Annotated in this window: 24 protein-coding genes and 1 riboswitch; of the genes, 9 read left to right on the top strand and 15 right to left on the bottom strand. The window is 72.0% G+C overall.

The features are described 5' to 3' along the window. Positions 1-52 precede the first annotated feature (52 nt). On the top strand, positions 53-661 hold the full coding sequence (locus tag IE258_RS21460) for a TetR/AcrR family transcriptional regulator (RefSeq protein ID WP_189745882.1): 609 nt from the start codon (positions 53-55) through the stop codon (positions 659-661). Positions 662-665: 4 nt separating this feature from the next. Here the strand turns inward: IE258_RS21460 and IE258_RS21455 are convergent, their stop codons facing one another. From IE258_RS21455 to thrC, 7 genes are all read right to left on the bottom strand, one after another. Next, on the bottom strand, positions 666-1,187 hold the full coding sequence (locus tag IE258_RS21455) for a hypothetical protein (RefSeq protein ID WP_189745881.1): 522 nt from the start codon (positions 1,185-1,187) through the stop codon (positions 666-668). Then, the gene (locus IE258_RS21450; protein ID WP_189745879.1) at positions 1,187-2,728 is read right to left on the bottom strand and encodes a carboxylesterase/lipase family protein; all 1,542 of its coding nucleotides are present in this window, start codon (positions 2,726-2,728) and stop codon (positions 1,187-1,189) included. The genes IE258_RS21455 and IE258_RS21450 overlap by 1 nt, the downstream gene beginning before the upstream one ends. Before the next feature lie 33 nt (positions 2,729-2,761). Then, on the bottom strand, positions 2,762-3,892 hold the full coding sequence (locus IE258_RS21445) for an NADH:flavin oxidoreductase (RefSeq protein WP_189745877.1): 1,131 nt from the start codon (positions 3,890-3,892) through the stop codon (positions 2,762-2,764). Positions 3,893-4,126: 234 nt separating this feature from the next. Then, on the bottom strand, positions 4,127-5,752 hold the full coding sequence (gene groL / locus IE258_RS21440; RefSeq protein ID WP_030399380.1) for a chaperonin GroEL: 1,626 nt from the start codon (positions 5,750-5,752) through the stop codon (positions 4,127-4,129). 327 nt (positions 5,753-6,079) lie between these two features. Further along, positions 6,080-6,283: a cold-shock protein gene (locus tag IE258_RS21435; protein ID WP_004929928.1), complete on the bottom strand. Its 204-nt coding sequence runs from the start codon at positions 6,281-6,283 to the stop codon at positions 6,080-6,082. Positions 6,284-6,731: 448 nt separating this feature from the next. After that, positions 6,732-7,007, bottom strand: coding sequence for a MoaD/ThiS family protein (locus tag IE258_RS21430; RefSeq protein ID WP_030186288.1), 276 nt, complete (start codon positions 7,005-7,007; stop codon positions 6,732-6,734). After that, the gene (gene thrC / locus IE258_RS21425) at positions 7,004-8,296 is read right to left on the bottom strand and encodes a threonine synthase (protein ID WP_189745875.1); all 1,293 of its coding nucleotides are present in this window, start codon (positions 8,294-8,296) and stop codon (positions 7,004-7,006) included. Before thrC ends, IE258_RS21430 begins: the two co-directional genes overlap by 4 nt. Positions 8,297-8,313: 17 nt before the next feature. Continuing rightward, positions 8,314-8,461, bottom strand: a riboswitch (SAM riboswitch). Between the two features lie 152 nt (positions 8,462-8,613). On the opposite strand from thrC, the gene IE258_RS21420 reads away from it, so the two are divergent. Beyond that, positions 8,614-9,558: a glucosyl-3-phosphoglycerate synthase gene (locus IE258_RS21420; RefSeq protein ID WP_189745873.1), complete on the top strand. Its 945-nt coding sequence runs from the start codon at positions 8,614-8,616 to the stop codon at positions 9,556-9,558. A gap of 10 nt (positions 9,559-9,568) precedes the next feature. On the opposite strand, the gene IE258_RS21415 is transcribed toward IE258_RS21420, so the two are convergent. Beyond that, positions 9,569-10,270 carry a hypothetical protein gene (locus IE258_RS21415; RefSeq protein ID WP_189745871.1) on the bottom strand — a complete coding sequence of 234 codons (702 nt, stop codon included), beginning with the start codon at positions 10,268-10,270 and terminating at the stop codon, positions 9,569-9,571. Positions 10,271-10,415: 145 nt separating this feature from the next. Between IE258_RS21415 and IE258_RS21410 the strand changes: the two genes are divergently transcribed. After that, positions 10,416-11,804 (top strand): alpha,alpha-trehalose-phosphate synthase (UDP-forming), encoded by a 1,389-nt coding sequence (locus IE258_RS21410; RefSeq protein ID WP_189745869.1) that lies wholly within the window; start codon positions 10,416-10,418, stop codon positions 11,802-11,804. Between the two features lie 9 nt (positions 11,805-11,813). On the opposite strand, the gene IE258_RS21405 is transcribed toward IE258_RS21410, so the two are convergent. From IE258_RS21405 to IE258_RS21390, 4 genes are all read right to left on the bottom strand, one after another. After that, positions 11,814-12,299 (bottom strand): hypothetical protein, encoded by a 486-nt coding sequence (locus tag IE258_RS21405; RefSeq protein ID WP_189745867.1) that lies wholly within the window; start codon positions 12,297-12,299, stop codon positions 11,814-11,816. A 144-nt stretch (positions 12,300-12,443) separates the two neighbouring features. Then, on the bottom strand, positions 12,444-13,316 hold the full coding sequence (gene otsB / locus IE258_RS21400) for a trehalose-phosphatase (protein ID WP_189745865.1): 873 nt from the start codon (positions 13,314-13,316) through the stop codon (positions 12,444-12,446). Between the two features lie 237 nt (positions 13,317-13,553). Beyond that, complete coding sequence (locus tag IE258_RS21395) at positions 13,554-13,787, bottom strand: DUF3263 domain-containing protein (protein WP_189745863.1); 234 nt, start codon at positions 13,785-13,787, stop codon at positions 13,554-13,556. A 42-nt stretch (positions 13,788-13,829) separates the two neighbouring features. Further along, positions 13,830-15,095 carry an ABC transporter substrate-binding protein gene (locus tag IE258_RS21390; protein WP_189745861.1) on the bottom strand — a complete coding sequence of 422 codons (1,266 nt, stop codon included), beginning with the start codon at positions 15,093-15,095 and terminating at the stop codon, positions 13,830-13,832. Between the two features lie 107 nt (positions 15,096-15,202). Here IE258_RS21390 and IE258_RS21385 point away from each other — a divergent pair, with 107 nt between their 5' ends. The 3 genes from IE258_RS21385 to IE258_RS21375 all read left to right on the top strand — a co-directional run bounded on the left by IE258_RS21385 (position 15,203) and on the right by IE258_RS21375 (position 18,426). Further along, complete coding sequence (locus IE258_RS21385) at positions 15,203-16,204, top strand: ROK family protein (RefSeq protein WP_189745859.1); 1,002 nt, start codon at positions 15,203-15,205, stop codon at positions 16,202-16,204. After that, a complete protein-coding gene (gene nagA / locus IE258_RS21380; protein ID WP_189745857.1) occupies positions 16,204-17,349 on the top strand; it encodes an N-acetylglucosamine-6-phosphate deacetylase in 1,146 nt (381 codons plus the stop codon). The genes IE258_RS21385 and nagA overlap by 1 nt, the downstream gene beginning before the upstream one ends. Positions 17,350-17,493: 144 nt before the next feature. Further along, positions 17,494-18,426: a 1-phosphofructokinase family hexose kinase gene (locus IE258_RS21375; protein WP_189746393.1), complete on the top strand. Its 933-nt coding sequence runs from the start codon at positions 17,494-17,496 to the stop codon at positions 18,424-18,426. Between the two features lie 34 nt (positions 18,427-18,460). Here IE258_RS21375 and IE258_RS21370 read toward each other — a convergent pair whose 3' ends face one another. Both IE258_RS21370 and cdgB read right to left on the bottom strand, forming a co-directional pair. Next, positions 18,461-19,435, bottom strand: a complete 975-nt coding sequence (locus IE258_RS21370; protein ID WP_189745855.1) for a CBM35 domain-containing protein — start codon at positions 19,433-19,435, stop codon at positions 18,461-18,463. Positions 19,436-19,554: 119 nt separating this feature from the next. After that, positions 19,555-21,219, bottom strand: coding sequence for a diguanylate cyclase CdgB (gene cdgB, locus IE258_RS21365; protein ID WP_159328678.1), 1,665 nt, complete (start codon positions 21,217-21,219; stop codon positions 19,555-19,557). Positions 21,220-21,542: 323 nt separating this feature from the next. Here cdgB and IE258_RS21360 point away from each other — a divergent pair, with 323 nt between their 5' ends. Then, entirely contained in the window at positions 21,543-22,151 is a 609-nt protein-coding gene (locus tag IE258_RS21360) for a flavin reductase family protein (protein WP_189745853.1), read from the top strand. A gap of 49 nt (positions 22,152-22,200) precedes the next feature. After that, complete coding sequence (locus IE258_RS21355; RefSeq protein WP_189745851.1) at positions 22,201-22,677, top strand: GNAT family N-acetyltransferase; 477 nt, start codon at positions 22,201-22,203, stop codon at positions 22,675-22,677. 7 nt (positions 22,678-22,684) lie between these two features. Here the strand turns inward: IE258_RS21355 and arfB are convergent, their stop codons facing one another. Then, on the bottom strand, positions 22,685-23,122 hold the full coding sequence (arfB, locus tag IE258_RS21350; protein WP_189745849.1) for an alternative ribosome rescue aminoacyl-tRNA hydrolase ArfB: 438 nt from the start codon (positions 23,120-23,122) through the stop codon (positions 22,685-22,687). Positions 23,123-23,279: 157 nt separating this feature from the next. Here arfB and IE258_RS21345 point away from each other — a divergent pair, with 157 nt between their 5' ends. Then, positions 23,280-23,855, top strand: a complete 576-nt coding sequence (locus IE258_RS21345) for a TerD family protein (RefSeq protein ID WP_007450822.1) — start codon at positions 23,280-23,282, stop codon at positions 23,853-23,855. Positions 23,856-23,857 lie beyond the last annotated feature (2 nt).

Raw genomic sequence — 23,857 nt, 5'->3', positions numbered from 1 at the left:
TGCGACCGTAACACATCCGTACCGATCGATACGGAAGGAGTAGACTGACGCCATGGAGACGCGACAGAAGGGGCCGATCGGCCGGCCGAGGGGCTTCGACGCCGACGAGGCGCTGGAGAAGGCCATGCGGGTCTTCTGGGAGCAGGGCTACGAGGGCGCCAGCCTCACCGACCTGACCGGCGCCATGGGCATCACCCGCACCAGCATGTACGCGGCCTTCGGCAACAAGGAGGACCTGTTCCGCAAGGCGCTCGAACGCTACGAGGAGGGCCCCGCCTCCTACGTCGCCCGCGCCCTGCGGGAACCGACCGCACGCGAGGTGGCGACCGCGTTCCTGAAGGGCGCCGTCCAGGTCAGCACCCGCCCCGACTGCCCGTCCGGCTGCCTGGGCGTCCAGGGCTCACTCGCCGCCGGCGAGACCGGGCGCTCCGCCCGTGACCTGCTGGCCGACTGGCGCGAAGCGGGCGTCGCCCAACTCCGCGACCGGTTCCGGCAGGCCGTCGACGACGGCGACCTGCCGCCCGGCACGGACCCCCTGCACATCGCCCGCTACCTCATGACGTTCGCCAACGGCATCTCCGTGCAGGCCACCGGCGGCGCCACCCGGGAAGACCTCCAGCGGGTGGCCGACACGGCCCTGCGCGCCTGGCCGCCCGCGTGATCCGTCAGGGGCCGACGGGGCCGGCCGCCGCCAGGGCCTCCGCCACCGCCTGCCGCAGCGAACGGCTGGTGATCCGACGGTTCTCCCCGTCGGCCAGGTGCGCCGCGGCACGCCCCACCCAGTCCGGATCACCGAGGAGCTGGAGCTTCCCCTCATCGGTGAGCTGCCGCAGCAGGGCCTCGAGGCGGAGCGCGTCAACCGCCCGGTAAGGGCGCGCGTGCTGGTCGAAGCGCAGTTGGTGATCCTCGTAGGGGTGGCGCAGCGTCATGTGCAACCAGCCGCCGTCACGCGTGGCGACCATGCCCCTCAGCGTGTACAGGCCCCTGTTGTTCGTGTCCCAGGGGTGCTTGCCCCAGGTGATCCTGATGCCGTTCATGATCCTGGACCACGGGACCAACTGCCCCTCGGAGTCCGGCTCGTGCTGGTGGAGCCCTTCCGGGCGAAACTCCACCCAGTGGGTGTCGGGCCGTGTGGCGTCCCCGACTCGCCAACGGCCGTCGGTCAGTTCCAGCGGTCCCAGGGACATCACGCCTCCGGTCCGACCAGCGGCAGCGCCGTGAACTCGTGCCCCTCCCAGAGGCGCCGGGAGGTCTCCTCCGGGTACGGCGCGACCGTCGGCTCGGCATCCAGGACCTGGACCAGGCGCCGCTGCGTGTCGTACGCGGGCCAGCCCGGGTCACCGGTGCGGGCGAAGGCCGTCCAGGCGGCGCGGAAGCGGGACGACAGGGCCAGCGCCTCCGCGGACGGCTCCGCGCCACCGAACTGGAGCAGCGCGAGGCTTTCCTGGAAGGTGCCGAAGAGGAGCGGGATGTCCAGGGCGTGACAGGCGCCCAGGGCGCCGTCGAAGGCGGGCGCGGGCCAGGTGAGTTCGTAGACGTGGGCCCGGCCGCCGCCCGCGAGCTGGGCCTCGGCCAGGTGCAGGGACGGCATCGCGAACAGCCAGTCGGTCTGGACGCGTTCGTAGAGATCGTTGGCCGACGCGTCCGGGAACGCGGCGCGGTAGGCGGCCTCGCCACCCGGGGCGTACAGGCGCAGCGCGGCGCTCGCGCGGTCCTCGCCGATCTCGCCGAGCTTGCCCGCCATGGCGGTGAACAGGCGGTTCTCGTCGCGGTTGTGACCGGCGATCAGCTCGACGTCGCGGGCCGCGCCGGAGGCGAGCGCCCGCCAGGGCGCGACGGGCAGGAACTCGCCGTCCACGACGGGCGCGTACGGGGTGACCGTGGGCGCCGCCTGGCCCCAGCGGGGGACGTTGCCCGGCATCTTCGGGGCGAGGGCCTGGCCCGCCTTGACGAGCTGGTCCGGCGTGACCTCCGAGAGGTCTTCGACGGTCGGGCGCAGGCCCAGCTCGGCGGCGAGGGCGGTGCCGATGTCGGCGGCGAGGGCGGTGGAGAAGAACGTGCCCGGCACGCTCTGGGCGACGGCCCGCCGGAAGAGCCCGGCCGCTCGGGGCATGGCGAGCAGGGCGGCCACGGAACCGGCGCCGGCCGACTCGCCGAAGACGGTGACCCGGTGGGGGTCGCCGCCGAACCCGGCGATGTTCTCCTGCACCCAGACCAGCGCCGCGATCTGGTCGAGCAGGCCCCGGTTGGCGGGGGCGCCCTCGATGTGGGCGAATCCCTCCATGCCCAGGCGGTAGTTGAGGGTGACGACGACGAGGTCGCCGTCGGCGGCTATGCGGCGGGCGTCGTAGGCGGGGCTGCCGGAGTGGCCCATCTTGTAGGCGCCGCCGTGGATCCAGACCATGACCGGACGGTGGGCGGCCGGGTCCGGTGCGGGGGTCCAGACGTTGACCGTGAGCCAGTCGTCGCCCTCGGGGACGTCCGGGAGGCCGGTGGCACCCGCGACGCCGAGGTCCTGCGGGGGCGGCGGGCCGAAGGCATGGGCGTCGCGCACGCCGTCCCAGGGGCGGGGGCGGCGCGGGGCGGCGAAGCGGGCGTCCCCCACCGGGGGTTGGGCGAAGGGAATGCCGCGGAAGACGGTCAGGCCGTCCTCGGTCCGGCCGCGCACCGCGCCGGAGGAGGTGCGCACCACGGGTTCCACTGACTCGGCAGATCCAGGGATCGTCATCCTCCGGACCCTACGCCGTGGTGCGCACCGCGCTCAGCTGAGGGTCTTCAGCGATGCCGCGTCGTACGGGGCGAGTTCGTCGAAGCGGCCGGTGAGGACCTTCTCGGCCCACTGCGGGTCCTGGAGCAGCGCGCGGCCGACGGCGACCAGGTCGAACTCGTCGCGTTCCATGCGGTCGAGGAGGTTGTCGAGGCCGCGGACGGGGGCGCCCTCGCCCTGGAAGGCCCGGTTGAAGTCGCCGTCGAGGCCGACCGAGCCGACGGTGATGGCGGTCTTGCCGGTGAGCTTCTTGGTCCAGCCGGCGAGGTTGAGGTCGGAGTCCTCGAACTCGGGGAGCCAGTAGCGGCGGGTGGAGGCGTGGAAGGCGTCGACACCGGCCGAGGCGAGCGGGGAGAGGATGGCCTCCAGCTCCTCGGGCGTCTCGGCGAGGCGGGCGTCGTACGCCTCCTGCTTCCACTGGGAGTAGCGGAAGATCACGGGGAAGTCCGGGGAGACCGTCTCCCGTACGGCGGCCACGATCTCGGCGGCGAACCTGGTCCGGGACACGGGGTCGCCGCCGTAGGCGTCGGTGCGGCGGTTGGTGCCGGACCACAGGAACTGGTCTACGAGGTATCCGTGGGCGCCGTGGATCTCCACGCCGTCGAAGCCGATGCGCTCGGCGGCCGCGGCGGACTCGGCGAAGGCACCGATGACGTCGTCCAGGTCGCGCTGGGTCATCGCGGTGCCGGTGGGCTCGTCCTCGCCGATGCGCAGGCCGGACGGGCCGACGGCGGGGGCGTCCGGGAAGGGCTGGTCCCCGGCCTTGCGGACCATGCCGATGTGCCACAGCTGCGGCACGATCGTGCCGCCTCCCGCGTGCACCGCCTCGGCGACCTTCGCCCATCCGGCGAGCTGCTCCTCGCCGTGGAAGCGCGGGACGCGGTCGCTCAGTCCGGCCGACTCGTGGCCGACGTAGGTGCCCTCGGTGACGATCAGTCCGACGCCGGCGGCGGCGCGGCGGGAGTAGTACGACACCACGTCCTCGCCGGGGACGCCGCCGGGGGAGAACATGCGGGTCATCGGCGCCATCGCGATGCGGTTGGGCACGGTGAGGCCGTTGATCGTGGCCGGGCGGGCGAGGAGTTGGGCGGCGCGGGTGGCGGCCTCGGCGGGGGTGACGGTCACGTGGGGGCTCCTGAGGTGGGTACCGGTCGGTATGTGCGCACGCATGCAACACGCTCCAACGGGAACGGGGCCGCCCCGCCGTACCATTCCGCCCGGCGCCCCGATGTGACCCGGGCCATAGCGGACGGGGGCGAGGGGTGGGCGGGGGACGGACACGCCCGAGGGCGGCACCCCCCTCGCGGGGAGTGCCGCCCTCGGTCCGTACTGGACGGTCGATCAACCGGAACCGGTCGATCAGAAGTCCATGTCACCGCCCGGCATGCCGCCCGGGGCGCCCGCCGGAGCGGCCTTCTCGGGCTTGTCGGCGATGACGGCCTCGGTGGTGAGGAACAGCGCGGCGATGGAGGCGGCGTTCTGCAGGGCAGAGCGGGTCACCTTCGCCGGGTCGATGATGCCCTCGGCGATCATGTCGACGTACTCACCGGAGGCGGCGTTCAGGCCGTGGCCGACGGTCAGGTTGCGGACCTTCTCCACGACGACGCCGCCCTCGAGACCGCCGTTGACGGCGATCTGCTTCAGCGGGGCCTCCAGGGCGAGCTTCACGGCGTTGGCGCCGGTCGCCTCGTCACCCGACAGCTCCAGCTTCTCGAAGACCTGGGAGGCCTGGAGCAGGGCCACGCCACCACCGGCGACGATGCCCTCCTCGACGGCCGCCTTCGCGTTGCGAACGGCGTCCTCGATGCGGTGCTTGCGCTCCTTGAGCTCGACCTCGGTGGCGGCACCGGCCTTGATGACGGCCACGCCGCCGGCCAGCTTCGCCAGGCGCTCCTGGAGCTTCTCGCGGTCGTAGTCCGAGTCGCTGTTCTCGATCTCGGCGCGGATCTGGTTGACCCGGCCCTGGACCTGGTCGGCCGAGCCGGCGCCGTCCACGATCGTGGTCTCGTCCTTGGTGATGACGACCTTGCGCGCGCTGCCCAGCAGGTCCAGCGTGGCGTTCTCGAGCTTGAGGCCGACCTCCTCGGAGATGACCTCGCCGCCCGTGAGGATGGCGATGTCGCCGAGCATGGCCTTGCGGCGGTCGCCGAAGCCCGGGGCCTTGACGGCGACGGACTTGAAGGTGCCGCGGATCTTGTTGACGACCAGGGTCGACAGGGCCTCGCCCTCGACGTCCTCGGCGATGATCAGCAGCGGCTTGCCCGACTGCATGACCTTCTCCAGGAGCGGCAGCAGGTCCTTGACGTTGCCGATCTTGGAGTTAGCGATCAGGATGTACGGGTCGTCGAGCGACGCCTCCATACGCTCCATGTCGGTGGCGAAGTACGCCGAGATGTAGCCCTTGTCGAAGCGCATACCCTCGGTGAGCTCCAGCTCCAGACCGAAGGTCTGGGACTCCTCGACGGTGATGACGCCTTCCTTGCCGACCTTGTCCATGGCCTCGGCGATGAGCTCGCCGATCTGGGTGTCGGCGGCGGAGATGGAGGCCGTGGAGGCGATCTGCTCCTTGGTCTCGACGTCCTTGGCCTGCTCGAGCAGGGCGGCGGAGACGGCCTCGACGGCCTTCTCGATACCGCGCTTGAGGGCCATCGGGTTGGCGCCGGCCGCGACGTTGCGCAGGCCTTCCTTGACCAGGGCCTGGGCGAGGACGGTCGCGGTGGTCGTACCGTCACCGGCGACGTCGTCCGTCTTCTTGGCGACTTCCTTGACCAGCTCGGCGCCGATCTTCTCGTACGGGTCCTCGAGCTCGATCTCCTTGGCGATGGAGACACCATCGTTGGTGATCGTGGGGGCGCCCCACTTCTTCTCGAGGACGACGTTGCGGCCCTTGGGGCCGAGCGTCACCTTGACGGCGTCCGCGAGCTGGTTCATGCCGCGCTCGAGGCCGCGCCGCGCCTCCTCGTCGAACGCGATGATCTTGGCCATGTGAAGTGGTCCCTCCAGGACTGGGGGTGATTCCTTCGGACCGCGCCCGCGCCCGCGACGGACGGCTCGCCGACCTTGTGGTTCCTTCCCCACCCGGCCCGCGGGCCTCACCGACCCGGTCCTTCGTTGTCACTCTCACCTTCAGAGTGCTAACGCCAATGATTAGCACTCGGCATGGTCGAGTGCAAGCGCCTCTCGGGGATCGGGTCCTGCCGTCAGCCGCCCGCGAACAGGGGAACGACGGGCGTCCGTGCAGGCCGAAGGGCCCGTACCCCTGGAGGTACGGGCCCTTCGGATGAAGACCGGGTGCTGCGGTGGCCGCGCGTCTCAGGCGCTGAGGCGAACCATGTCGGCCTGCGGGCCCTTCTGACCCTGCGAGATCTCGAACTCGACCCGCTGGCCTTCTTCGAGGGTGCGGTAGCCGTCCATCTGAATCGCGCTGTAGTGGACGAAAACATCCGCACCACCGTCGACCGCGATGAAGCCGTACCCCTTCTCCGCGTTGAACCACTTGACGGTGCCCTGAGCCATGCCTAACTCCCCTATTACTGGCCCTTGCACAGATCCGCACTTCGCGGACCCGGGTCAGACCTCGCCCCCTCACGACTGGGGGCGTGCGCCGGAACGCGTCGACCGCGGCTGAATGTATCTGTCCAACTGCCGTCTGCAACAGGTCAATCGGACGAGAAATCTGGACGCACCCGGTCCGGAATGTAGCGAGAATTCGCCTGAATTCGGGTCAAGTCGGGTCACGCAAAGGGAACAAAAGCCGCAGAATACGCTCGCACTTTGGCTGTTTCTTGTCGGGCGGGCGGCAGGAATTAACGGTTCCCGTTGTGCCGATCGGGAGCGCGTTCCCCAACTCTACCGCGCTCAACCACATGGAATTGCCCCCTCCGTTTCTCTTACGGAGAGGGCAATACGCACTACAAGGTGTATCTGCGGTGGATCAGTCCCGCATCGGTGACCGATGACCGCGTCAGCCGCCGGCGACGGCCGGGATGATCGAGACGCCCGCGCCGTCCGGGGTCGCGGTCTCCAGGCCCTGCTCGAAGCGGACGTCGTCGTCGTTGACGTAGACGTTGACGAAGCGGCGCAGCTTGCCCTGGTCGTCCAGGACGCGGGCGGCGATGCCGGTGTGGTTCTTCTCCAGGTCGGAGATGACCTCCCCGAGGTTGGCCCCGTCGGCGCTCACCTCGGCCTTGCCGCCGGTGTAGGTGCGCAGGATGGTCGGGATGCGAACGGTCACGCTCATGCGAGGCCAGCCTCTCGGAAGGAGTCCAGGTTCGGGCGGATGGTGGCGGTGAGACCGGTGCCGGCCACCGCGTCGAGGGTCTTCAGGCCGTCGCCGGTGTTGAGGACGACGGTGGTGAGCGACGGGTCGAGCACCCCGTTCTCGATCAGCTTCTTGGTGACGCCGACCGTCACGCCGCCCGCCGTCTCCGCGAAGATGCCCTCCGTGCGGGCGAGCAGCTTGATCGCGTCCACGACCTGCTCGTCGGTCACGTCCTCCACGGCGCCGCCGGTGCGGCGGGCGATGTCGAGGACGTAGGGGCCGTCGGCCGGGTTGCCGATGGCCAGCGACTTGGCGATGGTGTTGGGCTTCTGCGGGCGGACCACGTCGTGCCCGGCCTTGAACGCCGTGGAGACCGGCGAGCAGCCCTCGGCCTGCGCACCGAAGATCTTGTAGGGCTTGTCCTCGACCAGGCCCAGCTCGATCAGCTCCTTGAGCCCCTTGTCGATCTTCGTCAGCTGGGAGCCGGAGGCGATCGGCACGACGAGCTGGTCGGGCAGCTGCCAGCCGAGCTGCTCGCAGATCTCGTACGCGAGGGTCTTGGAACCCTCGGCGTAGTACGGCCGCAGGTTGACGTTGACGAAGCCCCAGCCCTCGCCGGCCGGGTCGCCGATCAGCTCGGAGCAGAAGCGGTTCACGTCGTCGTAGTTGCCCTCGATGCCGACCAGCTCACCGCCGTAGACGGCGGCCATGACGACCTTGCCCTGCTCCAGGTCGTGCGGGATGAACACGCAGGAGCGGAAGCCGGCCCGGGCGGCGGCGGCACCGACGGCACCGGCGAGGTTGCCGGTGGAGGAGCAGGACAGGGTGGTGAAGCCGAAGGCGCGGGCGGCCTCGATGGCCTGGGCGACGACGCGGTCCTTGAAGGAGTGCGTGGGGTTGCCGGAGTCGTCCTTGACGTACAGCCCGCCGGTGACGCCCAGCTCGCGGGCGAGGTTGTCGGCCTTGACGAGCTTGGTCCAGCCGGGGTTGATGTTCGGCTTGGTCGCGACGTCGGCCGGGACGGGCAGCAGGGGGGCGTAGCGCCAGATGTTCGCGGGGCCCGCTTCGATCCGCTTGCGCAGTTCCTCGGTGTCGTGGTCCGAGAAGTCGTAGGCGATCTCGAGGGGGCCGAAACACTCTTCGCAGGCGAAGACCGGTCCGAGCGGAACCCTGTGGCCGCATTCCCGGCAGCTCAGCGCGGCGGCGGGGCCGAGGTCGACGGTGCCGTCGGTGCGGTTCGTGGAGGTTTCGGCAGTCTGCACAGCCATGGAGGCGAGGCCCTTTCTCCTCATCTTCCTCACGACGCATCTCGCCGTGAGACGGATTTGGCACCTTCCCTAGCCGGGAGCCTCGCCACGTCCGTGTGACAAGAACCGACTGGAGGGTTGCCGGGGCTTCATCGGGCCGTATCCCTCTGCCCCTCTGGATGAGCGGTATGAAGTTGTTTCGCGGTGGTGCGCGCGGCGACCCCGGCATGCGGTGGTCCCACGCGTTGTTCAAGACTGTAACCGAAGGCCAGGACGGTTGAGATAGTCGTCCGTACCGCGAGATGGATCACAATGGATCACGAAGGAGACCACGGGACGTGCTGGAAGAAGTCGAGCGCTGGCTGAACGCACGCTCCTGGTCCGCCGGGGACCGGCCGGTCCAGCACCTTCTGTCCGCCAAGCACGCCACCGGGCAGTCGGTCAGCGTGGTGCTCCCCGCGCTGGACGAGGAGGCGACGGTCGGCGACATCGTCGCGGTGATCCGGCGGGAGCTGGTGCTCGGGGTCCCGCTCGTCGACGAGATCGTGGTCGTGGACTCCGGGTCGAGCGACCGCACGGCGGAGGTGGCCGCGGCGGCCGGCGCGCGCGTCGTCCACCGGGACGCGATCCTCCCCCGCATCCCCGCCGTCCCCGGCAAGGGCGAGGTGCTGTGGCGTTCGCTGCTGGTCACCGGCGGGGACATCGTCTGCTTCGTCGACGCGGACCTGCGCGAGTTCTCCGCCGACTTCGTCTCCGGGATCGTGGGCCCGCTGCTCACCGACCCGGACGTGCACCTGGTCAAGGCCATGTACGACCGGCCGCTCGGCGCCGCCCCCGGCCAGGGCGGCCGGGTCACGGAGCTGATGGCCCGCCCGCTGCTCAACATGCACTGGCCGCAGCTGGCCGGCTTCGTCCAGCCGCTGGGCGGCGAGTACGCGGCCCGCCGCTCCCTGCTGGAACGGCTCCCCTTCCCGGTCGGCTACGGCGTCGAGCTGGGCATGCTGGTCGACGCCCTGCACCTGGTGGGCCTGGACGCGCTCGCGCAGGTCGACGTCGGGGTCCGGGTCCACCGCCACCAGGACGGCCGGGCCCTGGGCCGGATGGCCGCCGCGATCTACCGCACCGCCCAGCTCCGGCTGGCCCGCGGCCACCTGGTCCGGCCGACCCTCACCCAGTTCGAACGCGGCGCCGACGGCTTCGAGCCGCACACCTACACCGTGGACACCGAGGAACGCCCCCCGATGACGGAGATCACCGAGTACGCGACCCGCCGGGTGGCCTGACCTCCGGGCGTCAGCCGGGGACGCCGTCCGACCAGCGCCAGGTGCCGCCGGAGTCCGGCTCGCAGGTCAGGTACTCGCCGCCACGGCCGTGGGTGCTCAGACCCCGGTGCTTCTTGGCGCAGAACTGGCCGTCCGCGTAGCAGTTGCCGGCCGGGCTCTTCAGCTCGCAGGCACCGGTGCCGCCGCCCCCGGTGGTTCCGCCCCCGGTAGTTCCGCCTGCGCCGCCGTCCCGGGTCTTCGACGGCTGGGGGGCCGGCTCGGGAGTGTGCAGCAGGCGGCCGGCGCAGTCGCGGCCGTCACGCGGGACGGTGAACGTCACGGCACCGGAACCGCCGCTCTGCTCGCAGACCTTCTCACCGCTGCCCCAGGAGGAGGCCCGCTGCCCGGTGCCCTGGAGGCGCACGGTGTAGCCGACGTGCGCCTTCTCGGCGGCGCTGACGGCCGCCCCGATGCTGCCCCCGGTGAGGTCCGGCAGCGTGACGGCGGTCGGGGTGGGGGTCGGGGTCTCGGTGCTGGGGGACGCCTCGGGAGTGGGGCTGCTGCTCGGCGTGGCCGTGTCGGTGGCGGAGGCGGTGGCCTTCGCGGGGGTCTCCTCCGCCTTGGCGCTCGCGTCGCCGTCCCCGCAGCCGGCCAGGGCCAGCGCGGAGGCCGCGATCAGTGCCGCCGTGGCCGCGAGTCTGCTCGTGCGCCGGTGCCGTGAACGTATGGGCATGGTGCGCCCGCCCCCCAAGAAGTTGAAATGTGCACCGCACATCCTCAACCTGTTCACACTTTCCGCACAAGATGCGTGACCGAATCGCCGTCGGGTGACGTCGGGGAACGTTTGAGGTTTGAGGGGGCGGGCTAGGTTGAGGCGTATGGCTTCTAGGTTCGGTGCTGCTCAGGTGCTGGTCGCCTCCAACCGGGGGCCCGTCTCGTACGAGGTGCGGGAGGACGGGTCGCTGCGCGCCAAGCGGGGTGGTGGCGGGCTGGTCTCGGGGCTGTCGGCCATCGGGCCCGACGCGGGCGCGCTGTGGGTGTGCTCGGCGCTGGGCGACGGCGACCGCGAGGCGGTGCGGCGCGGGGTCGGCGAGGACGGCGTACGGATGCTGGACGTACCGGCCGACGTGCACGCGGACGCGTACAACGGGATCGCCAACAGCGTGCTGTGGTTCGTGCACCACATGCTCTACCAGACGCCCCTGGAGCCCGTCTTCGACGCGGAGTTCCGGCGGCAGTGGGCGTCCTACGAGGCGTACAACCGGGCCTTCGCCGAGGCGCTGGCCGAGGAGGCGGCCGAGGGCGCGGTCGCGATCGTGCAGGACTACCACCTGACGCTGGTGCCGGGGATGCTGCGCGAGCTGAGGCCCGACCTCAGGATCGGGCACTTCTCGCACACGCCGTGGGCGCCGGTCGACTACTTCCGGCTGCTGCCGGACGACATCGCCGAGCAGGTGCTGCGCGGGATGCTGGGCGCCGACCGGCTCGGGTTCCTCACCCGGCGCTGGGCCGACGCGTTCACCGCCTGCTGCGACGCCGTCGTCGGCGGGCTCGGCGGCACGGAGATCGGCGTGCACGGGCTGGGTGCCGACGGGGACTTCCTGCGGAAGCGCTCGCACGAGGCCGATGTCGAGGAGCGGATGGCGGAGCTGCGGGAGCAGATCGGGGAGGGGCGCCGCACGATCGTGCGGGTGGACCGGACCGAGCTGTCCAAGAACATCGTGCGGGGACTGCTGGCCTACCGGGAGCTGCTGGCGGGGCGGCCCGAGTGGCGCGAGCGGGTCGTGCACGTCGCGTTCGCCTACCCCTCGCGGCAGGACCTCGCCGTGTACCGGGAGTACACGGCCGAGGTGGAGCGGGTGGCGAACGCGGTCAACGAGGAGTTCGGCACGCCGGGCTGGACGCCGGTCGTGCTGAACCTGAAGGACGACTTCGCGCGGTCGCTGGCGGCGTACCGGCTGGCGGACGTGGCGCTCGTCAACCCCGTGCGGGACGGGATGAACCTCGTCGCGAAGGAGGTGCCGGTCGTCTCCGACGCGGGGTGCGCGCTGGTGCTGTCGCGCGAGGCGGGCGCATACGAGGAGTTGGGCGAGGACGCGGTGGTGGTGAACCCGTACGACGTGGTCGGTACGGCGGACGCGCTGCACCGGGCGCTCGGCCTGCCGGACGGGGAGCGGGCCGAGCGGTCGAAGCGGCTGGCGGCCGCCGGCACCGCGCTGCCGCCGGCGCGCTGGTTCCTGGAGCAGCTGGACGCGCTGCGGGGCTGACCGCCGGGGCTACTGGGCCTGGACCGGCGGGCAGGTGCCGGTCTCCTCGCCGATCGAGTTGATCTCGGCGTTCGGCCGCGGGTCACCGGCGTAGTTCACCTGGTCCGTGCACTTCACCCCGTCCTCCTTCGGGGTGCCGGACGACGTGCCGCCCGACTGCGGTTCGGGGCAGGTGCCGGTCTCCTCGCCGATCGAGTTGATCTCCGCGTTCGACCGCGGGTCACCGGCGTAGTCGAGCTGGTCCGTGCACTTCTTCCCCGCCCCCTGGTCCGGCTGCGTGCCCTCCGGGGTCTCCGAGGACGTGCCGCCGGTGGTGGTCCCCTCGTCGGCGGTGGGGGACTGTGCGGTGCTCGGCGTGGTGGCGGTGGCTGTGGCGGAGCCCGAGGCGAGGGCGTCGTAGGGGCCGCCGCCGTCGCCGCCGTTGCCGCAGGCGGTGAGCGTCAGGCCGAGGGCCAGGGCGGCGAGGGCGAGCATCGGGGTCTTCCGAGCGGTCATGGCGGGTTCCTTCACGGTCCTGGGCCTTGGGCCCCACTGAGCGGGCTTACGGCGTGCAAGAGCGGGGCGCCGCGGGCCGGGTTGCCCCGCCCGCGGCGTCCGGACACGGCTGTGACAGGCAGCGGAACCGTCCGTGACGTTGTCTCAGGCCAGCCGGTGCGCGAGGGCCGCCAGGAGGGCCACCACCCCGGCCGGTCCTGGCACCTCCACGTCCGCGCGCTTCCTCAGTTCCGTCACCTCGTCGCTGCCGCTGCAGACCAGCAGGCCGGGGGTGCCCTCGGCCCGGAGGGTGTCGACGGCCGCGTAGGCCGGGAGGTCGCCGAGGTCGTCGCCGGCGAAGAGGACGGAGGCGGCGTCGAGGGAGTGGGCGTACGACCTGAGGGCGGCCCCCTTGTCCATGCCGGGTGGGCGCAGCTCCAGGACCATGCGGCCGGGTTCGACGATCAGGCCGTGCCGGGAGGCCAGGTCGGCGAGGGGGGCGCGCAGGGCGTCGAAGGCGGCCTGCGGGTCGGGGGCGCGGCGGGTGTGGACGGCGACCGCGTGCCCCTTGTCCTCGGTCCAGGTGCCCTGCGCCGCCGTCCCGGACCGCTCGAGGAGCCCCGGCAGCTCGGCGCGGACGGCGGCGACGCCGGGGTGCGGTTCGGGTGTGGTGAGGGTGCCGGTGGCGGCGTCCCAGCGCTCGGCGCCGTAGTGGCCGAGGACGACGAGGCGGTCGAGGCCGGGGACGCCCGCGAAGCCGCCGTGGTGGACGGCGACCTCGGCGGGGCGGCCGGTGATCACGGCGATCGAGGCGACCTTCGGGGCCAGGGCCGCCAGCGCCGGTACGGCGTCCGGGTGGGCGCGCGCCCGGTCGGGGTCGGGCACGATCGGCGCGAGCGTGCCGTCGAAGTCGAGCGCGACCACCGCGCGGCCGGGATCGGCGAGGAGGGCGTCGAGCCCTTCGCGTCCGGCCGCGGTGGCGGGCGTCGGCAGGGAGTGCGGGGAGTCGTCTCGGATGGAGTCCTGGTGGCTGCCCATACGGCAAACCTATCCCGCACGGGCCGGACGCACGCTTCTCCCCCGGGCCGGGCACACGCCTCTCCCGCGCCGGGCGCACGCTTCTCCCCCGGGTCGCGGGCACGAGACCCGGCTCCCGGCACGGCCGCTTCACCGAGGGCCGGCCGGCGTGGGCGTGACTCCGGTCGAGCCGGACCCCCGGTCCGACCGGCACGGCACTCCGGCGGACGAACCGCCGCCGCCCCGCGCAGGGCGGTCTCAGCGCTCCGCGCGGCGGGACTCGCGTATCCGGCGCAGGCGGTTGACCGTCACCGGGTCGCACGCCAGGGCGCGGGGGTCGTCGAGCAGGGCGTTGAGGAGCTGGTAGTAGCGCACGGGGGCCAGGCCCAGCTCCTCGCGGACGGCGCGCTCCTTGGCGCCGGGGCCGGAGAAGCCGCGGCGCTCCAGCGCGAGGATGCGGCGCTCCCGCTCGGCCAGCTCTCCCAGGTCCATGTACGGCACCGTAACGCCCGCCACCGACAACGCGGCCGGGCCCTACTCCGCGCTGCCCGCCCGCATCGCCGTCGCCTGGATCTGGCCGAGGACGCCCTTGGGGCTGCCACCGGAGGTGACCGCCTCGCCGATGTGCTTCTTGACGTCCGCGCTGACCGAGGCCCAGGACGTCTTGCCCACCGGGTACAGCTGGGAGAGCAGCAGCTCGTCCAGGAACGGCTTGAGTTTCTTGTCCTCGGCCGCGGTGCTCATGGTCTGGGAGGCCGACGTGGTCACCGGGAGCAGGCCGTACTGGCGGGAGAAGTCGAGCACGTTCTCCTCGCTGTAGACGAAGTCGAGGAAATCGCCGACCTCGTCCTGGTGGCCGTTCTTCTTGAACGCCGTCATCCAGTCGGAGACGCCGAGGGTGTTCTTGCTCTCGCCGTCGATCCCCGGCGTGGTGACCATGCCGTACTTCACGCCCTTGTCGGAGGCCGTCTTCATCAGCGAGGGGTGCCCGTTGAGCATGCCCACGTCGCCGTTGGCGAAGGCGTCGAAGGCGTCGGCGCGGTTGAGCTTGCCGGGGGCGACGGGCCCGGTGAGGCCCTTGCCGACCAGTTCGTCCCGCAGCCAGGTGAAGGTGGTGACGTTCTGCGGGGAGTCGACGGAGTAGGTGCCGACGTCGTCGGTGTAACCGCCCCCGCCGCTGAGCATCCACTGCATCGTCTCGGCCGGTGCCTCCTCGGGGCCCAGCGGCAGGGCGTACGGGTACTTCACGCCCTCGCCCTTGAGCGCCTCGGCGGCCTCGGCGAGGTCGTCCCAGGACTTGGGCGGCTGGATCCCGGCCTTGTCGAAGAGGGTCTTGTTGTAGAAGAGCACGCGGGTGGAGGCCGCGAAGGGCAGGCCGTACTGCACGCCGTTGACCTGGCCCGCGCCGGCCAGCTGGGAGACGAAGTCGGCCTGGACCGGGATGGAGAGCACGTCGTCGGCCCGGTAGAGCAGGCCCTTGTCCGCGTAGTCGGAGTAGGCGCCGATCTGCGCCATGTCGGGCGCCTTGCCCGCCTCGACCAGCTCGCGGACCTTGCGGTCGACGTCGTTCCACGAGTACACGGTGACGTCCACCCGCACGTCGGGGTTCTGCGCCTCGTAGGACTTGACCAGCTCGTCCCAGTACTTCTGGGAGCTGTTGTCCTTGCTGTCGCCGTAGTCGGCGGCGACGAGCTTCAGGGTCACCCCGTCGGAGTCGCCGGTGAGGCCACAGCCGCCGAGGACCGCCGTCATGCCCAGTGCGGACGCCACCGCGATCGTTCCAGTCCTACGCCGCTGCACCTGTTCCCCAACCCTGACTGCTCGTTCGCGCGTTCGCTTACCGGATTAAGGTCTACACCACCGCAGTGGACTAGACCTCTCCCGGGTGTACGGGCCACACTGTCCCCGTGAGACATGTCATCGCCCTCGATGTGGGCGGCACCGGGATGAAGGCCGCCCTCGCGGGACCTGGGGGCGAGTTGCTCCACCAGGCGCGCCGGGCCACCGGCCGCGAGCGGGGACCCGAGGCGGTCGTCGCCGGCATCCTGGACTTCGCCGCCGAGCTGCGCGCCTACGGCGCCGACCGGTTCGGCGAGCCGGCCGGCGCCGCCGGTGTCGCCGTCCCCGGGATCGTCGACGCCGAGCGGGGCGTCGCCGTGTACGCGGCCAACCTCGGCTGGCGTGACGTACCGCTGCGGACGCTGCTCGGCGAACGGCTCGGCGGTATTCCGGTCGCCCTCGGCCACGACGTGCGCACCGGCGGCCTCGCCGAGGGCCGGATCGGTGCCGGGCAGGGCGCCGACCGGTTCCTGTTCGTACCGCTGGGCACCGGGATCGCGGGCGCCATCGGCATCGACGGCCGCGTCGAGGCGGGCGCCCACGGCTTCGCGGGCGAGATCGGCCACGTCGTCGTACGCCCCGGCGGCATCGCCTGTCCGTGCGGTCAGCGCGGCTGCCTGGAGCGCTTCGCCTCCGCGTCGGCGGTCAGCCAGGCGTGGGCCCAGGTCTGCGGCGACCCCGGGGCGGACGCGGCCGACTGCGCCAAGGCCGTCGAGTCGGGGGACGCCCGCGCGCTCGCCGTGTGGCAGGACGCCGTGGACGCGCTGGCCGACGGGCTGGTCACCGCGCTCACCCTGCTGGACCCACGCGTCCTGATCATCGGTGGCGGCCTCGCCGAGGCGGGGGAAACCTTGTTCACACCGCTGCGGGACGCCGTCCGGCGGCGCGTCACCTTCCAGAAACTGCCGGAGATCGTCCCCGCCGCACTCGGGGACACCGCCGGTTGCCTGGGTGCCGGGCTGATGGCCTGGGACCTGCTCGACACCGCTGCTCCGCCCGCTTCGCCCGCTTCGACTTCCACAGCTTCCACGGCCGCCACGGCCGCGACTCCCCCGGAGGTAACCACCTGATGGCCCCAAGCAAGGTTCTCGCCGGTGCCCGGGTGGTACTGCCCACCGGGACCGTGGACGACGGCCGCGTGATCGTCGACGGCACGCGGATCGCGGACACGGCTCCCCCGCAGGCCGAGACCGTCGACGTGTCGGGCCACTGGGTGGTCCCCGGCTTCGTCGACATCCACAACCACGGCGGCGGCGGAGCCTCCTTCGCCGGCGGCACCGCCGAGGAGATCCTGGTCGGCGTCGAGACCCACCGCCGGCACGGCACCACCACGACGGTCGCCTCCGCCGTCACCGGCGATCTGGACTTCCTCGCCCGGCACGCGGGGATGCTCGCCGAGCTGGCGCAGCAGGGCGACATCGTTGGCATCCACTTCGAGGGGCCGTTCATCTCGCCGTGCCGCAAGGGCGCGCACGACGAGCAGCTGCTGCGCGACCCGGACCCGGCCGAGGTGCGCAAGCTGGTCGACGCGGCGCACGGGCACGCGAAGATGATGACGCTGGCGACCGAGCTGCCGGGCGGCCTGGACTCCGTACGGCTGCTGGTCGAGCACGGCGTGATCGCGGCCGTCGGGCACACCGACGCGACGTACGAGCAGACCGTGCAGGCCATCGACGCGGGCGCCACCGTCGCCACGCACCTCTTCAACGCGATGCCGCCGGTCGGTCACCGCGCCCCGGGTCCGATCACGGCTCTCCTCGAGGACGAGCGGATCACCGTCGAGCTGATCAACGACGGCACGCACCTGCATCCGGCCGCGCTCCAGCTGGCCTTCCACCACGCGGGTGCCGCCCGGGTCGCCTTCATCACCGACGCGATGGACGCGGCCGGCTTCGGCGACGGCCGCTACCGGCTCGGCCCGATGGACGTCGAGGTCACCGACGGCGTGGCCCGGCTGGTGGAGGGCGGCTCGATCGCGGGCTCCACGCTCACCCTGGACCGCGCCTTCAAGCGGGCGGTGACGGTGGACCGGCTGCCCGTCGGGGACGTCGTCGCCGCGATCTCCGCCAACCCGGCGCGGCTGCTCGGCCTGGACGACCGGATCGGCTCCCTGGAACCGGGGAAGGACGCCGACCTGGTGGTCCTGGACGACGCCTTCGACCTGGTGGGCGTGATGCGCCGGGGCGAATGGGTGGTCGATCCCCAACTGGGCTGATCCGTCCCCGAGTCCGCTCCGGGGCCGGCCGTCACCGGTCGGACCCGGGGACTGGGCCGACCGCCCGCCGTTTGGCATGATCGTGTCGTGGGCCACAGCTCCGCGGGCCCGCCCAGCCGCACACGATCGGGGGAGGTCGGCACGGTGATCCTCACCGTCACTCTCAACACCGCGCTCGACATCACCTACCGCGTCCAGGGCCTGAGGCCGCATGCCTCCCACCGGGTGACCGAGGTGACCGAACGGTCCGGCGGCAAAGGGCTGAACGTGGCCCGGGTGCTGGCGGCCCTCGGGCACGAGGTGACGGTCACCGGCTTCGCGGGCGGCACGACCGGGGGCGTCGTGCGCGCGGGGCTGACCGGCGTGCGCGGGGTGACCGACGCGCTGGTCCCGGTCGCGGGGGCGACCCGGCGCACCGTCGCGGTCGTCGACGAGCGCACCGGCGACACCACCCAGCTCAACGAGCCGGGCCCGGCCGTGGCGCCCGCCGAGTGGAGCGCCTTCCAGGAGACGTACGAGAACCTGCTGACCGGTGCCGCCGCGGTGGCCCTGTGCGGCAGCCTGCCGCCGGGCGTCCCGGTGGGCGCGTACGGCGGGCTGGTGCGGGCCGCGCGGGCCGCGGGCGTGCCGGTGCTGCTCGACACCAGCGGGGAGCCGCTGCGGCGGGGTCTTGCCGCCCGCCCGGACCTGATCAAGCCGAACGCCGACGAGCTGGCCGAGCTGACCGGTTCGCACGAGCCGCTGCGGGCCGCGCAGGCCGCCCGGCGCCGCGGTGCCCGCTCGGTGGTCGCCTCACTGGGCGCCGAGGGGCTGCTGGCGGTGACCCCGGAGGGCCGCTGGCGCGCCGCCCCGCCGGCCCACGTGCGCGGCAACCCGACGGGCGCGGGCGACTCCGCGGTGGCGGGTCTGCTCTCCGGCCTGGTGGAACACCTGCCGTGGCCGGACCGGCTGGCCCGCGCGGTCGCCCTGTCGGCGGCGACGGTGCTGGCGCCGGTGGCCGGCGAGTTCGACCGGGCGGCGTACGAGGAACTGCTCGGACGCGGGGTCGCGGTGACGGCGGAGGCGGGCGCGGCCTGAGTGCGGGCCCGGGTGCGTCACCCGGGCCGCCCGGTCAGTCGGACTGGAGCGAGAGCTTGTCGAGGACGAAGTCGCACTTGTTGCCCTCGTTGCACGCCAGCTCGATGGTGTTGGTGCCCTTGGTCAGGTTCACGTTGGCCCAGGTGGTCTGCCAGCCCTTTTCCCAGTCGCCCTCGGGCGTGCCGCCGAAGTTCTTCATGTTCAGCGGGCGGGAGGATGCCTTGCCGTTGATGACCAGGGTGGCGTCGGCGTTCTTGCCCGGGATGCCGTAGCGCACGTTCAGCCGGTAGCCGCCGGCCTTCTCGATGCCGTTCACGGTCCAGGTGACCTTCGCGCCGACCTGGTTGAAGCCCGTGACGTAAACGCCGCCGTCGGACTCCGCGCCCTCGAAGTCGGAGGCGGTCCCCATGCCCGGTGACAGCCGCAGCGCCTTCGCGTCGGTCGCGGGCAGCTCGGCCTCCTCCTCGGCGCCGTCGCTCGCGGACGGGCTGGGCTCGGAGCTCTGGGACTGGGTCGGGGTCGGGTCGCCGCCCGCCTCGGTGCCGCCCTTGTCGTCGTCGGAGCCGCTGCTCGTCATGGCCACGGCGATGCCGATGACCACCGCGGCGACGACCGCCACCGCGCCGATCAGCAGGCCCTTGGTGTTCGGGCCGCGGCGTCCGCCGCCCCCGCCGTGTCCCGACGGCTGCTGCGGGCCCCCGGGGCCGCCCCCGCCGGGGAAGGTCTCCGGCGCGGCGTAGTGCGCGTTCGGCTGTCCGTACGCGCCCTGCGGCTGGCCGTAGGCACCCTGCTGGGGCGGGGCGGCCTGGCCGTAGGCGGCGGTCTGCGCGCCCGGGCCCTGGGGTGCGCCGTACTGCCGTGTGCCTACGGGTCGCACCCGGTTGACCGAGTTCGGGTAGCCGTAGCCACCGGACGGCGGCTGGGCCCCGTTGGCCTGCCCGTCGGCGTAGAGGTAGCCGAAGGGGTCGTCGTCCTCGGGCGTGCTCGCGCCGTTGTTGCCGGGCGTCATCCCTAGGTCTCCTAACCAGATGCGGTGCGTGCTGCGGTACGGGTGTGAGATGGCGAGCCTACCCGCTCCGGCTGACCCAAAAGGGTGACTCGGACCGCATCAGCGCGCTGACCTGCTGATCATCCGGCGCGGCGGTGCTGTTTGGGACGAGATCGTTTCTCGACGTACATCCGTTCGTCAGCCGACTTCAACACCTCGTCCGCCGTCATGCCGCAGTGGGCCCAGCCGATGCCGAAGCTGGCGCCCACCCGGACGGCCCGGCCCTCGGCCCGGATCGGCTGGATGATCTCGCCCCGCAGCCGTACGGCGAGGTCCTGGGCGTCGGCCCGGCCGAGCCCGTTGGCGAGGATCACGAACTCGTCGCCGCCGAGCCGGGCCACGGTGTCGCCGTCGCGGACGCCGCCGCTGAGCCGCCGGGCGACCTCGATGAGGACGGCGTCGCCCGCGTTGTGCCCGAACCGGTCGTTGATCGACTTGAAGCCGTCCAGGTCGCAGAAGAGGACCGCGAGTCCCTTGGTGCCGTCGTCGCGCCCGTCCTCGGGGGCCACGGCGTGCACGTGGTGGTCGAAGGCGCCGTAGGGCTCGGCGGCGGCGGAGAAGTCGAAGGTGTGGCCACCGGAGTCGAACACGGCGGAGTGCCCGTAGGCGGCGTCCATGGCGTCGGCCACGGCCGCGTGCGGGGACTGCGGGCGCTGGCACAGCCGGGCGGCGAGCCGGGAGCGCAGCTCGGCGCTGTTCGGCAGGCCGGTGAGGGAGTCGTGGGAGGCCCGGTGGGCGAGCTGGAGCTCGCGGCGCTTGCGCTCCTCTATGTCCTCGACGTGGGTGAGCAGGAAGCGCGGTCCGTCGGCGGCGTCGGCGACGACGCTGTTGCGCAGCGAGACCCAGACGTAGGTGCCGTCGCGGCGGCCCAGGCGCAGCTCGGCCCGGCCACCCTCGGCGGAGGTGCGCAGCAGGGTGCCGATGTCCTCGGGGTGCACGAGGTCGGAGAAGGCGTAGCGGCGCATCGAGGAGGCGCGGCGGCCCAGCAGCCGGCACAGTGCGTCGTTGGTGCGCAGGATGCGGCCGTGCTGGTCGCCGCCCATCTCGGCGATGGCCATGCCGGAGGGGGCGTACTCGAAGGCCTGCCGGAAGCTCTCCTCGCTGGCCCTGAGCGCCTGCTGGTCGCGCTCCAGGCGGACCAGGGCGCGCTGCATGTTGGAGCGGAGCCGGGCGTTGCTGATCGCGATGGCGGCCTGGAACGCGTACATCTGCAAAGCCTCGCGGCCCCAGGCGCCGGGACGGCGGCCGTTGCGCGGCCGGTCCACGGACAGGACGCCGATCAGCTCGCCGCTGTTGCCGCCGCCCTGCGGGCCGGGGGCGTACATCGGGGCGAAGAGCCGGTCCGAGGGGTGCCACTCGTCCTCGAAGCGGGGCGCGGGCCCGTCGGTGTACCACTGCGGGACGTCGTCGTCGTCGAGAACCCAGCCCTCGGTGTGGGGTATGAAGATCAGGTCGCCCCACTGCTCGCCCATGTTCAGGCGCCGGTCCCAGGACTCGCGGGAGCCGGAGCGGCCGGTGATGAGCGCCTCGGCCGCCGAGTTCCCGGCGAAGGCGGCGACGACGAGGTCGCCGTCGGGACCGACCAGGTTGACGCACGCCAGCTCGTAGTTGAGGGCCTGGACGACGCCGTCGGCGACGGCCTGCAGGGTGTCGGCCAGGCTGCGGGCCTTGTTCATGTCGGCCATGGCCTGGTGCAGCTGACGCAGGGACGCCAGGCGGACATAGGGCTCCGAGTCGGTCTCCATGCTCGCCCTCCCCCCGAGACCTCGCAGTGAATCAAGGGTTCTCTTCGGCGCCTTTACTGATGGTGCCCTTGCAGGTTCCCCGCCACTGAATCACAGTGCGCTCCGCACTCGGTACACAGGGTCAACAATTACCGCTCCTTGTGACTCAAGTCACAGCAAAACATGAACAATTGAGTGGAGTTTCTGGGTTTCTCTGCGGGTTCCCTGTGCGTTTACCGATCGCAAAGTTCGTAGGAATGCGCACGTCTCCTTCCGTGGTCCTAGGTCCCGATTGGGACCGGGGTCCGATGCCCCGCGCACGCACCGGAGATTAGCGTGACGGGGTGCCGAACACTCCGCCTCTCACGTATCCCGGGTCTCCAGCGACCCCCGCGTCCCCCTTGACCTCGCCCGCCTCCGGGCATGCTGAGGGGGTGAGCAACGAGGAGTTCCGTGCCGCCATGTCCCGGCTGGCCTCGGGCGTGGTCCTGGTGACCGCGCAGGAGCCGCCGCTGGACCCCGACGACCCGCTGGCGCCGCGCGGCGAGGACGTCGGGATGACGGCCACCGCCTTCATGTCGGTGTCCCTGGACCCGCCCCTGGTCCTGGTCAGCCTGCGCGAGGGCTCCCGCATGGACGACCTGCTGGACGAGCAGCCGCTGTGGGCGGTCTCCGTCCTCGCCGAGAGCCAGCGGCACATCGCGGGCCGCTTCGCGATGAAGGGCCGGGTCAGCGACCGCCTCCTGTTCGCGGACATCCCGTACGTGCGGGGCGAGGCGACCGGGGCGCCCCTGGCGGGCGGCGCCCTGGCCACCCTGGAGTGCCGCACCGAGCGCCGGGTGCCGGCCGGCGACCACACCCTGGTGATCGGCAGGGTCCTGACGGCCGCGCTGCCGAGCGCGGACGGGGGCCCGCTGGCCTACTTCCGTGGGCGGTACCGGCAGCTCGGCTGAGCGGGGAATCCACTCGCTCGTGACCTCGCGCCCTGCCTAGGGTGCGCGCATGACGACCAGCACCGGGCTCCGACTGGAGCCGATCACTTCCGCGAACCTCGAGGCCGCCCTCGCCATACGGGTGCGCCCCGAGCAGGAGTTCGCCGTCGACCCGGTCGTGAAGTCCCTGGCCGAGGCATACGTCCACGGTGAGAAGGCATGGCCGCGCCTGATCCTCGACGGCGACCGCCCCGTCGGCTTCCTCATGGGCTTCTTCGGCGTCGACTGGTACGACGACGGCAGCGCGCTGCGCTCCGGCCTGTGGCGCCTGAACATCGCCGCCGGGGAGCAGGGCCGGGGACACGGCCGCTTCGCGGTGGAGTCGGTGGCCGCCGAGATCCGGCGCCGGGGCGGCACGGAGTGCTTCGTGACCTGGCATCCCGGCGAGCACGGTCCGGAGAACTTCTACCTGGGCCTCGGCTTCCGTCCCAACGGGGAGAAGGCCGAGGAGGAGACGGTCGGCGTGCTGGAGCTGGACCGGCACTGACGCCCGGTCAGTCCCAGCCGCGCGCGGAGCGCCCCCGCTTGGTCTGCGAGCGCTGCTTCTTCTCCCGCAGCCGGCGTTCGTTGATGCCGCGCGGTATGCGGGTCGGCCTGCGGGGCCTGGGCGGGGGTGCGGTGGCCTCGGCGAGGAGGGCGGCCAGGCGTACGGCGGCGGTCTCGCGGTTGCGCCACTGGGAGCGGTGCTCGGAGGCGCGGACGGTGACCACGCCGTCGGACAGGCGCCCGGCCAGTCGCTGGAGCGCCCGCTGCTTCCACACCTCGGGCAGGGCCTCGGTGCGCGCCAGGTCGAAGCGCAGCTCCACCGCCGTGTCCGTGGTGTTGACGTGCTGTCCGCCGGGCCCCGAGGAACGCGAGAAACGCCAGACCAGCTCGGCCTCGGGCAGGGAGACGGAGCCGCGGATGACATGGGGACCGGACATGCCCTCCATGTTCCCGTCCGCGGGCGGCCCGCGTCACTCGAATATCCTGATCCCGCTCTTGGTAAAGAAAGTAAAGAGAGGCGGAACCTTGTGGACCCCTCTCGACGTTCATGGTGGTAGCTGTAGCTTTCTTGCCGTACGTAAACGAGGGAAGGGACTCCCAACAATGGCTGTAAGCCTGTCCAAGGGTGGCAACGTCTCGCTCACCAAGGAGGCTCCGGGCCTGACCGAAGTCACCGTGGGGCTCGGCTGGGACGTCCGCACCACCACCGGCACCGACTTCGACCTCGACGCCTCGGCGATCGCGGTCAACACGCAGGGCAAGGTCTACTCCGACGCCCACTTCGTCTTCTTCAACAACAAGCAGACGCCGGACAACACGATCGTCCACACCGGTGACAACCGCACGGGTGAGGGTGCCGGCGACGACGAGGCGATCAACGTCAACCTGGCGGGTCTGCCGGCCGACATCGAGAAGATCGTCTTCCCGGTCTCGATCTACGACGCGGAGAACCGCTCGCAGAACTTCGGCCAGGTGCGCAACGCCTACATCCGCATCCTCAACCAGGCCGGCGGCGCCGAGATCGCCCGCTACGACCTGTCCGAGGACGCGGCCACCGAGACCGCCATGGTCTTCGGCGAGCTGTACCGCAACGGCGCCGAGTGGAAGTTCCGCGCCGTCGGCCAGGGCTACGCCTCGGGCCTGGTCGGCATCGCCCAGGACTTCGGCGTGAACGTCTGACG

Origin of the sequence: Streptomyces tendae (genome assembly GCF_014650435.1) — a bacterium.
In the GTDB taxonomy this organism is placed as follows: domain Bacteria; phylum Actinomycetota; class Actinomycetes; order Streptomycetales; family Streptomycetaceae; genus Streptomyces; species Streptomyces tendae.
Note: the sequence above shows the minus strand (reverse complement) of the source record. Positions and strands in the feature narration are given on the sequence as shown.

Excerpts from the sequence above, each read along its gene's own strand:
- groL (WP_030399380.1), bottom strand. The coding sequence starts at position 5,752 with ATGGCCAAGATCATCGCGTTCGACGAGGAGGCGCGGCGCGGCCTCGAG.
- IE258_RS21455 (WP_189745881.1), bottom strand. The coding sequence starts at position 1,187 with ATGTCCCTGGGACCGCTGGAACTGACCGACGGCCGTTGGCGAGTCGGG.
- otsB (WP_189745865.1), bottom strand. The coding sequence starts at position 13,316 with ATGGGCAGCCACCAGGACTCCATCCGAGACGACTCCCCGCACTCCCTG.
- nagA (WP_189745857.1), top strand. The coding sequence starts at position 16,204 with ATGGCCCCAAGCAAGGTTCTCGCCGGTGCCCGGGTGGTACTGCCCACC.
- IE258_RS21450 (WP_189745879.1), bottom strand. The coding sequence starts at position 2,728 with ATGACGATCCCTGGATCTGCCGAGTCAGTGGAACCCGTGGTGCGCACC.
- IE258_RS21430 (WP_030186288.1), bottom strand. The coding sequence starts at position 7,007 with ATGAGCGTGACCGTTCGCATCCCGACCATCCTGCGCACCTACACCGGC.
- thrC (WP_189745875.1), bottom strand. The coding sequence starts at position 8,296 with ATGGCTGTGCAGACTGCCGAAACCTCCACGAACCGCACCGACGGCACC.
- IE258_RS21345 (WP_007450822.1), top strand. The coding sequence starts at position 23,280 with ATGGCTGTAAGCCTGTCCAAGGGTGGCAACGTCTCGCTCACCAAGGAG.
- IE258_RS21460 (WP_189745882.1), top strand. The coding sequence starts at position 53 with ATGGAGACGCGACAGAAGGGGCCGATCGGCCGGCCGAGGGGCTTCGAC.
- IE258_RS21370 (WP_189745855.1), bottom strand. The coding sequence starts at position 19,435 with ATGACGCCCGGCAACAACGGCGCGAGCACGCCCGAGGACGACGACCCC.
- IE258_RS21415 (WP_189745871.1), bottom strand. The coding sequence starts at position 10,270 with ATGCCCATACGTTCACGGCACCGGCGCACGAGCAGACTCGCGGCCACG.
- IE258_RS21395 (WP_189745863.1), bottom strand. The coding sequence starts at position 13,787 with ATGGACCTGGGAGAGCTGGCCGAGCGGGAGCGCCGCATCCTCGCGCTG.
- IE258_RS21435 (WP_004929928.1), bottom strand. The coding sequence starts at position 6,283 with ATGGCTCAGGGCACCGTCAAGTGGTTCAACGCGGAGAAGGGGTACGGC.
- IE258_RS21410 (WP_189745869.1), top strand. The coding sequence starts at position 10,416 with ATGGCTTCTAGGTTCGGTGCTGCTCAGGTGCTGGTCGCCTCCAACCGG.
- IE258_RS21355 (WP_189745851.1), top strand. The coding sequence starts at position 22,201 with ATGACGACCAGCACCGGGCTCCGACTGGAGCCGATCACTTCCGCGAAC.
- arfB (WP_189745849.1), bottom strand. The coding sequence starts at position 23,122 with ATGGAGGGCATGTCCGGTCCCCATGTCATCCGCGGCTCCGTCTCCCTG.
- IE258_RS21405 (WP_189745867.1), bottom strand. The coding sequence starts at position 12,299 with ATGACCGCTCGGAAGACCCCGATGCTCGCCCTCGCCGCCCTGGCCCTC.
- cdgB (WP_159328678.1), bottom strand. The coding sequence starts at position 21,219 with ATGGAGACCGACTCGGAGCCCTATGTCCGCCTGGCGTCCCTGCGTCAG.